The 8,885-nt window shown below is 32.0% G+C and carries 8 protein-coding genes; 1 reads left to right on the top strand and 7 read right to left on the bottom strand.

The features are described from left to right. Positions 1-61: 61 nt before the first annotated feature. The 7 genes from ACFOUY_RS04375 to ACFOUY_RS04345 form a co-directional block, all read right to left on the bottom strand. Positions 62-268 (bottom strand): hypothetical protein, encoded by a 207-nt coding sequence (locus ACFOUY_RS04375; protein ID WP_378959240.1) that lies wholly within the window; start codon positions 266-268, stop codon positions 62-64. A 400-nt stretch (positions 269-668) separates the two neighbouring features. Continuing rightward, positions 669-3,353, bottom strand: a complete 2,685-nt coding sequence (locus ACFOUY_RS04370) for a carboxypeptidase-like regulatory domain-containing protein (protein WP_378959239.1) — start codon at positions 3,351-3,353, stop codon at positions 669-671. A gap of 9 nt (positions 3,354-3,362) precedes the next feature. After that, entirely contained in the window at positions 3,363-4,169 is an 807-nt protein-coding gene (locus ACFOUY_RS04365; RefSeq protein WP_378959238.1) for a GLPGLI family protein, read from the bottom strand. Between the two features lie 18 nt (positions 4,170-4,187). Next, positions 4,188-4,697, bottom strand: coding sequence for a hypothetical protein (locus ACFOUY_RS04360; RefSeq protein ID WP_378959237.1), 510 nt, complete (start codon positions 4,695-4,697; stop codon positions 4,188-4,190). Between the two features lie 2 nt (positions 4,698-4,699). Beyond that, on the bottom strand, positions 4,700-5,761 hold the full coding sequence (locus ACFOUY_RS04355; RefSeq protein ID WP_378959236.1) for a BF3164 family lipoprotein: 1,062 nt from the start codon (positions 5,759-5,761) through the stop codon (positions 4,700-4,702). Positions 5,762-5,877: 116 nt separating this feature from the next. Further along, positions 5,878-6,078 carry a hypothetical protein gene (locus ACFOUY_RS04350; RefSeq protein WP_378959235.1) on the bottom strand — a complete coding sequence of 67 codons (201 nt, stop codon included), beginning with the start codon at positions 6,076-6,078 and terminating at the stop codon, positions 5,878-5,880. A 170-nt stretch (positions 6,079-6,248) separates the two neighbouring features. After that, a complete protein-coding gene (locus tag ACFOUY_RS04345) occupies positions 6,249-6,971 on the bottom strand; it encodes a LytR/AlgR family response regulator transcription factor (protein ID WP_378959234.1) in 723 nt (240 codons plus the stop codon). Between the two features lie 935 nt (positions 6,972-7,906). Between ACFOUY_RS04345 and ACFOUY_RS04340 the strand changes: the two genes are divergently transcribed. Continuing rightward, positions 7,907-8,545 (top strand): recombinase family protein, encoded by a 639-nt coding sequence (locus ACFOUY_RS04340; RefSeq protein ID WP_378959233.1) that lies wholly within the window; start codon positions 7,907-7,909, stop codon positions 8,543-8,545. The last annotated feature ends 340 nt before the right edge of the window (positions 8,546-8,885 follow it).

Below are 8,885 nucleotides of genomic sequence, written 5' to 3'. Positions count from 1 at the left end.
CTTGGAATATTTAATTACCTCAACAAAAACTGGTGCACTTTGGCTCGGAATGACTGGTGTACTATGCCTCGGAATGGGTGGTGTAGTATGGGTCGGAATATCCAGTTACTAAGACTTCATCATTATCTCCATCAGTCAAGTCGTGCCAAATTTCATTGTCAACCACTTTTCCATATCTATTAGCTTCTCTTGCATATTGGTCAACTTTTAGATTTTTAAAGTCTTCTAAAGTCGAATTTTCATCAAATACCTTTTCAGTTGTTTTCATAATTCAAACTTAGCAGATAAAGTCTTTACAAAAAAGCAAGATCGAGTTTATTCGCATATTTCTATGCGAATAAACTGAATTTACATGATATAAAGAAACGTTAATCTTATTCATTCACTGAATTCATACAAATGAAAAAGATGCTTCTGCTGACTTCTTCAAATAATATTGTTAATTATAAATAAATACAGATTTAATCATTACGTTAATCTAATATGTTGTCGCCTTTTTTACGAATGAAAAAAACATTCGGGTATTCAATACTAGTAATTTAACTTTGCTGCCTTAATACTAATAAAATCTTCTACACTTATAACGCCCTAACTTTGACTTCTTGCTAATAACCAACTTATAGAAATTACGGCTATTGATAAAGAAAATAACTATTTTTTATTTTCTACTATAAACTAAATACTGCTTTAATCAAAACCATTCGTTCACGAAGTCGAAAATTACTTTCCAATAAACTATTGTTTAAGGTCGTATAAGTTTGAAAGGATTTCAGGTTTGTGAGATTTATTAAATTTAACTCAAAGTCAGTTTTTATTTTAGGTATCTGATAAGTAAAATTCATATCAGCAAACACAAATCCTATATTTTTTGCAAATGTTTGCATTGTGTAACTGTGTCTTAAGTTAAATAACAGATTTAAATTTCTATATGGTGACCAACTAAATCTAATGGCATTGTCTAAATTTACAATTTGAATATCGGTATTTTGAACCAAAGTTTTTGAATCAGAGAGTGGTGAAGAACTCGTTATCCTATTTAAGTTTGCTATATACTTAACTCTTATTTTCCTAAATAACTCTGCTTCGACATTAAACTTTGTAGAAAAGTCGAGGTATTCAAATTGAATTCTTTGACCACTGAAAATTTGTTCAGATCGATTTTTATTAAAAGAGAATTCTAAATTTGCCGTAGAGCTTAACAAACGTATAAATTTACTAATTCCCAGAGTTGCACCCAAAGATTCAACGTTATTCCTTATTGGTAATATTACTGTCTTTGTTATTTCATCACTAACTTCATTTGATGTAATCGTATTTGCCAAAATTTTTCTATAGTTTACACCAGCATTCAAAAAGAGCATTTTTGTTGCTTTTTGAGTATTGAATTGCAGTGAAGCAAAGTGAATATTTTTTTGCTGTAGTTGAGCTTGGTTGGAAACGAGATTTCTATAATTGGTTAATATAAGGCCAGGATAAATCGTAACAATATTTCCTATTTGATTCTGATAATAATAATTTAGTGTAAGAAAACTTTCAGCGGATAAATAATATCTCGCTTTGAAGTTTGGATTAAGAAAAATTCTGCTTATATTTTCCTTAAGATTGTAAGATTTCTCTTCATAAAATATTTTTCGCCATGTTATCGGTGCATAAAGACTAGTTTCCCAACGGTCACTTTTATATTCGAACTTTGAAGCTATAAAAAACTGTTGTCTTCGCCACAACAATTCATTATTAGGGTTAGCCTTAACATTTGTCACAGCACCATTCAATTGTGTAAGCAATAGGTCCGAATTTAGTTTTTGAAATTCGTTAAGGATACCCAGCTCATAACTATGTTTTATTTCATATTTAGCGAAATTGTAAGATAAGGCTAATCGATTTGTCCACGTTGGTATCTCGACCCCTTGACTCAAATTACGAAATGCCTCATTATTATTTAATACTTTACTATTTACGCCAGAATTAACGTCGAGTTGTTCTGGACGATTGAAATGACTTAGATGCCAGTCTATCGACAAAATATTACCACTTTTTAATGATGGAATAATATTTAAATTATTTGAAAATTCTTGAATTTGATTTCTTAATTTCTGACTGAGAGGTTGATTGTTACTTACTAAATTGGAATTTCCATCATTGAGTCTGTAAGTAAATCTTAAATCATCCCTAATAAAAGATTTGGCTTTATTAGCCTCCAAAGTGAATGTAAATTCAGAAATTAGGTCCCTGTTTGCAGTTTCTTGAAATTCTGTGTATCTGACAGTGCTATCAGGTAAGTAAATCTCTATTTGTGATTGATAGTTTATATTGTTCTTATCATGTAAAAGGTTGATGTTCGCCTTTAACTGCAAGCTATCTTTCAAATTTATTAAATTATTTAAATTCAGAGATTTGCTATGATTGAAGTAATAGCGTTGTTTTGGTAATGGAGGTATATCAACATTCCCTAATGATAATATTGCCTTTGGATAAGATATCCCCAATTGAGATAGATTTTCAGAAAAATTAAATGAAGAAAAGTCAGTTGCCAAATCAATACCAGTATTATTGGCTTTCAAAACATTTAATGCTTTGAACTTATCGTTAAAGGCGATATTAGTTACCTCGCCATCATATTGCTTTGGTAGACCTACGCCTATCTTAACTTGATTCAATACTTTTGTCTTAGCACTATCGACGATAACCAAATTGACGGCAATAGCATCGCTTAAAACTTTATTTTGTAAAACCCTAGTCGATTGATGGTTTTGCAATACTTCAATCGACTTTACAATGTCAGCTGGAATAGCTTTAGTGCCAATGGAATATTTATCATCTAAGAGATTATCCCCATTGATATAAAGACTGGATATACTTTTTCCGTTATATTTAACCTCGCCCTTTTCGTTTACTTCCATACCGGGCATCCTACTAATTACATCTCCAATTGCCCGATCTTCTGATTTTTTAAAAGAATTAACATCATACTTGATAGTGTCACCACCGCTTCTTATTTTTAAGGTAGTCTTTATTTCAATATCTTTGAGATTAATTTCCTGGGTTTCCATCAAAATATTTTTAATTGGTTCCCCACCTGCAGAAATCTTGATTTTTTTATATCCCAAAAAATTGACTTCGATAAATATTCGATTAAGACCTATTGTGTCCGATAGACTGAATTCAAAATATCCTTTTTGGTCACTATTCTTAAAAGCTAAAAGTTTGCTTTCACTATTTTTTAGTATGACTGTCACAGAAGCGACTGGCTTACCGTCAGTATCTTTTAGATATCCTTTAATTTGATGCGTTTGAGAAAATAGGAAAATTGGCAGTAATAAAAAAAAAGTAGTAAAAACCTTCGCAATCATCATCTATGCAGATTATCGTCTAATCTCAATGGGGTTATTATATTTCCTTTCCGAAGAAGAGGGATTCCCATTTATAACTTTTTTTGAATCTGTAATTCCCAGGCTTGCCTTGGAAAATGTTATTGGATCATCATAGAATGACTTATAAATCTTCTCAAATTCCCCAAAAGAAACTTTCTTAATTTTGAAGCTTTTTGGTACAGAAATTTTAACAAGTTCTTCCTTTTTCATCATTTCAAAGCCATCAAACTCAAAAATTACTTCTCCCCGACTATCTCTTGCATCCAAAATAAGACCAGGCAACCCCTTCAACTTCCATGGCCCAAATTGAAATGGTATTTCTTGTGTAAACCAAACTGTATAGTATCTTCCAGATATTTCAGCTGTCGCCTTCTGAGCAAGATAATTACCTATTTTCTTTGTTTCATCCTGGAGTTTCCAATCAATTGTTTTTTGGCCTTCTGAAATGACGTACATGTTATCAATCAAACGTTCCACCCTTTGAGTTTTGTCGGCTATTTGAATAAGTGAAGCACTTTCTTCAAGAATATCAAATTTCGATTTACTTCCGCCTTTAGACAGGTAAAGTAATAATTTTGATTCCTCATCCATTAAGTTTCTAAAAAGAGATGCATCTTTATTCATATAAAGCACCATAGTTTTATTTACAGGCTGATCTCTTTTGGTTGTATCATTTATATAAGAAAATTTATAAAATGCTTTTGCTAAAGCTAAGTTAGATTGCTGAGCATGTGCAGCAATCTTAGAAACAATTGTAAAAATCAAAAAAATATAAAATGACCTTTGTAATGTTATCATATTATGCTGGTAGGTTTATTATAATTCATTAATTGTTTTTTCAATCAATTTTTCGTTAAGAGCAACAACTTTTAAAATTTTATCTTTATTATTAGTAATTATAACAACTTTTGATAAATCCATTTTTAATTCAGGATTATTTTTAGAGAAAACGTTACCTGTATCCAATAAAAAAGGAAAATCAGTTTGGGAAAATTTATTTTCATCAATTAAGAATCTGAAATATAGAAATTTGTCTTCAGATTGACAAACTAAGCGAATTTTGCAATTCGGTAATCTCTTACCAACGGCACTTAATTGCTTTATATCTCTGACACAGTTTGGACAAGAAACGTTTAAATATTTTGTAATTATATAATCTGATTTTGTTGGAGTGCTTCTGTTATATGGATTGTAGAGTTCCAAACTATTCAGTTTTAAATATTGCTCGGCATAGGTATTCTCATTGAGATTTTTACAACCTGTTCCAAAGCAAAACATGAACAAAATTATTGTTGCTAGGTTGAGATATCTTAACATTTTTTTCATTTCTATAAAAAATTTTCTGTTTTGGTTATTTTCCCTGTTGTACCATCGACAGTATATAAAATCTTATCATCTTTTGAAACTGCGATGCTCTTTACTTTTTTATCTAGCTTTATTCTCTCAATGGGTTTTCCATTCCAGTCAAAAACATGTATGACGTCTGAATGCCCAATCCAATCTACATTTAGAAACTCTATGCCTGCATAAAGAAGGTAAATATATTTTTCAGTCACAAATCCTCCAGTATTCGCGATTTTAGATTTTTTCGTAAAGCTGATTTTGTAGTCATTTGAAATTGAATCAGTTGCTGGCTTGAAGTCTGGTTCAAAATTTTCTGGACCGGATATTGAAAGTTTAGATTTTTTGACCAGATCGAAAATTTCGATATTATCTGAATACCTACCCGCCAATACAGCTTTTTCTCTATTCGGTCGTAAGAAAAGAAAGCTTTCATAAGCCGCTTTCCAATTGAAAAATGGAATTTTTTTATCTGGTGGTATAAATTGACCAATTTGTTTTTCAACCTTTCCACTAGAAAGATTTAAGTACTCAAGAAGATAAGTAGAGTGGTAGAAACCTGAAGTTAGTAGTGTATTTTCGTTGACAAGCTGTGTGGAATAGGCAAAGTCTTTAAGTTTAAATTCCGATTTTGCATTCGATGAAGATTTTGGATCAATGATAACGACCTTGGATAATGCTAAATCGTGAAACCAAATTTTGTTGTCTACTATTCCTGATGACATTGCCGCATAAGCCATACCTTGTTTTGTTCCCTGCTGAACATATTTTTTTTCAAGCTTTCCAGTAAGAGAATATTGTAAAAATAGACTATCCTGCTTCAAATCATCATTTCTTAAAACGATAAAATCATCACCAAGAAATATTCTGCCGGCTTTGACATGTGCAGGTACTGAGAAAAAAAGGTCCAATTCGATTTTAAGAGTTTTGTCAACGGGAAAGGCTGTAAATGATTTGTCGTGATGTTTTGAGCTTTTGCTACAGCCTAAGATTGCTATACCGATTGTAAATAATAATAGGAACTTGTTTAATTTAAATAGATTCGACATGACAATTATAGATAGACTGCTTAAAAAAATTATTTGTGTAAAACACAAATTGCCGATACGTGTATATCGGCAAGTTAATCTGAATGATGATAAAAAGTATTTACTATTTATCGATTTTAGCAGTTATCGGTCCCGGTAGTAGTTGCGCATTTAGTTTTGAAATCACTACCATCTTTACAATAAACTTCTGAGTCATCAATTTTTTTGCATTTTACACCAACACCTGGATCTAATTCAGTGTCTACAAAAGATTGAAGCATAAGAGAAGAGAAAGCGAATGCAGCTAGTGCGCAGAATAAAGTTTTTTTGTTTTTCATGTTGTTTTTGGTTTGAGTTTATATTGTATTTTTAAATTGTTTCTAGTGACAATCGTAACATAAACATATAACATGCAACTATATATTTAATAATTTTTATGTAGAAATCAATTTTGATTATGTGAAAAATCAATTTTTGTATGTGAAAATTCTTGAGGTTAAATGATGATTTATCGCCTATAGTTTATAAACATTTTGTGGCGGATATTATCAAGAAATTTTTCCTTGTAGAGTTTTCCAAAAGGAATTATCGAATTATTTGACATTGTGACTTGGTTTCCTCTTATTTCCCTGATATGGTTGACATTCACAACAAATGATCTATGAATTTGACAAAATATTTCTTTAGGAAGCGACTCTATCGCATCCTTTAGCCTTACGAAAGCATATTCTTTTTCGTTTTTAGTTTGGATACATAAGGTCATATTTTGTGCCTCAAAATATATTATCTCTGAGATATCTATTTTTATCAGTTTTCCTTCACCAACAACGTCAACAAATAGCCAATCAGCTTCTTTTATAGGTAAAACCTGCAGTTCGCTTAAATATTTTTGAGCTTTCAAAACAGCTTTTGAAAATCTGACAAAGGAAATAGGTTTATATAGAAAATCTATCGCCCCTTTTTCAAAAGCGTTATGGGCATGTTCCGAATAACCCGTAATGAAAATTATTCCGATATCCTTTGATATTAAATCTGCAACATCTAGTCCTGAAAGCTCAGGCATATTGATGTCTAAAAAAATAAGCTGAAGATTTTTGTAGGTGCTGATTTCTTCAATAGCAATAACGGGATTAGTATTGAATCCTACTAATTCAAGATCTGAAAACTTTTCTATATAACTTTCTAAGTTTTCTATAGAAAAGCGTTCATCGTCAATTATATAACAACGCATTCCGAGAGTATTAAGATTAATTTAGAGTTTAGAAGGTGTAAGATACGGCTCTTTGTACAATAAAAGTAATGTTACATTATCATTTAATTGTATGATTTTGCGTTATTGTCGTCTGTGTGAATAGGTAATTAAAGTAATGGTGAAATTGGATTTATCCATTTACTGTTTATTTAATTAAAACAATAGTTGCGGCATTAAAAATAGCGAACAGTTCTAGTAGACTGTTTCCTATTAATGATAAGCTTCCGAAATTCTTACTTCCCATGCTGTTTAATTTAAAAGAGATCCTAGCAAATTGCTTCATAGCTTCGAGTTCCTGCTCCCTTTTATTATACTATTATATCGTGAATGAAATATTTTATCCTGAATGTAAGATGTAATTAAACAAAACTGAGTTTCATTTATAACCTTTTCAATATTAATAACTTTGAGGCAAATTTGAACTATCACAGATTTCATCATCAAGGTTAATTGTTTCAAGATCTTGGAGAGGGGTTTTATAACTTATGGTTATCTTTTTAAAAGCGAGTTCAGAAAAATAAAAATTTATAAATTAATGTTACACTATCGTAAAGATTTTCTATTTTAGATTCCGAGAGCGTTAATTAGTTAAGGGGATAGTGAGAAATCGCTATTCCCTTTTTTGGTTAACGATGTACTGCTAAATTAGAGTTTCATTGCACGATTAATAAATATCGTAATACCATTTCACCGCATCACTTAAATCAGCTCGAGGATATAAAAAATTCTTCGAAAGATTTGTTTATAAGTAAACCAGGGTAAACTCATGAACAAAAACCTCCGGTTTTCAGCAAAATCTTTTTCTTAATCCCATCTTTTTCAACATTTTTCATTTTCTGGCTAAGCAGATTTTAATAAAAATCTGTTCAAATATAAACGATCGTTTGTGTCTTAACATGACGGAGGATGTGAGCATGAAACAGGCAATAGCTTATTATCGGGTTTCAACTGTAAGGCAAGGAAGAAGTGGTTTAGGTTTAGAGGCGCAGGAGCAAGTAATACAGCAGTATTGTTTGCAGAATAACTATACGTTACTGGATGCTATTGTCGAGGTGCAATCAACCAGGAAACACCGCTACGGCTTGGCCAAATCCCTGGATTTATGCCGTCAGCGAAACGCCGTGCTGATCGTTGCTCGATTAGACCGTTTAGGTCGTGATGTGGAGCAGATCGCAGGGCTGATTAAATCAAATGTGGAAATTATAGTTGCCGATAACCCACATGCCAATCGGTTTACGATACACATCCTTGCTGCGGTTGCCGAGGAACAACGGCAAAGAATTAGTGAAACTACAAAAGAGGCGTTAGGTGCCGCAAAGAAAAGAGGTGTAGAACTTGGAAAAAATGGCAAGAACCTTTCAAAAGCGAATAAAAAGGCAGCTAAGGATTTTGCAGTAAAGCTTTCCCCTCTTTTGATGCAGTTAAGGAGCAAAGGTTTTGTGACGTTTAGAGCAGTTTCAAAGGAGCTGAACAGGAAAAAGATAGCCACATTCCGGGATGGCGGGAAATGGCATCCGAGTACGGTATATGCACTAATGAACAGGTTGAAATAAAGAAAATTAATTACATGATAAACAGTACGATGATTTACCTGAAAAGGATAAGGTAGAATCGGAAAAAGAAAATTTAGATAAAGAGGAAACTGAAGAAGAAAAAGAAATTAATGATAATCCTGAAAATAAAGAAACTGAACAAAAATGGGTTAAGATAGACCATGAGGTTGAGGTTACTGAAAACACCGAATACCATACTGTAACGTATGAATTGCAGGAAAAAGATAGCGCATCTATAGATGTCCCTGAACCTGATGTAGAAGATAGTGAACCAGAGCCGGAGAGGGATTAGTCCCTATCTAAGTCAATATCCCTATTTGGTTCTGGTTCGGCTTTATTA

This window comes from Pedobacter jamesrossensis (assembly GCF_042650905.1).
In the GTDB taxonomy this organism is placed as follows: Bacteria; Bacteroidota; Bacteroidia; order Sphingobacteriales; family Sphingobacteriaceae; genus Pedobacter; species Pedobacter jamesrossensis.
Note: the sequence above shows the minus strand (reverse complement) of the source record. Positions and strands in the feature narration are given on the sequence as shown.

What these genes read in the sequence shown, in the direction of transcription:
- ACFOUY_RS04370 (WP_378959239.1), bottom strand. Translation starts at nt 3,353, where the DNA reads ATGATGATTGCGAAGGTTTTTACTACTTTTTTTTTATTACTGCCAATT.
- ACFOUY_RS04360 (WP_378959237.1), bottom strand. Translation starts at nt 4,697, where the DNA reads ATGAAAAAAATGTTAAGATATCTCAACCTAGCAACAATAATTTTGTTC.
- ACFOUY_RS04340 (WP_378959233.1), top strand. Translation starts at nt 7,907, where the DNA reads ATGAAACAGGCAATAGCTTATTATCGGGTTTCAACTGTAAGGCAAGGA.
- ACFOUY_RS04355 (WP_378959236.1), bottom strand. Translation starts at nt 5,761, where the DNA reads ATGTCGAATCTATTTAAATTAAACAAGTTCCTATTATTATTTACAATC.
- ACFOUY_RS04350 (WP_378959235.1), bottom strand. Translation starts at nt 6,078, where the DNA reads ATGAAAAACAAAAAAACTTTATTCTGCGCACTAGCTGCATTCGCTTTC.
- ACFOUY_RS04375 (WP_378959240.1), bottom strand. Translation starts at nt 268, where the DNA reads ATGAAAACAACTGAAAAGGTATTTGATGAAAATTCGACTTTAGAAGAC.
- ACFOUY_RS04365 (WP_378959238.1), bottom strand. Translation starts at nt 4,169, where the DNA reads ATGATAACATTACAAAGGTCATTTTATATTTTTTTGATTTTTACAATT.
- ACFOUY_RS04345 (WP_378959234.1), bottom strand. Translation starts at nt 6,971, where the DNA reads ATGCGTTGTTATATAATTGACGATGAACGCTTTTCTATAGAAAACTTA.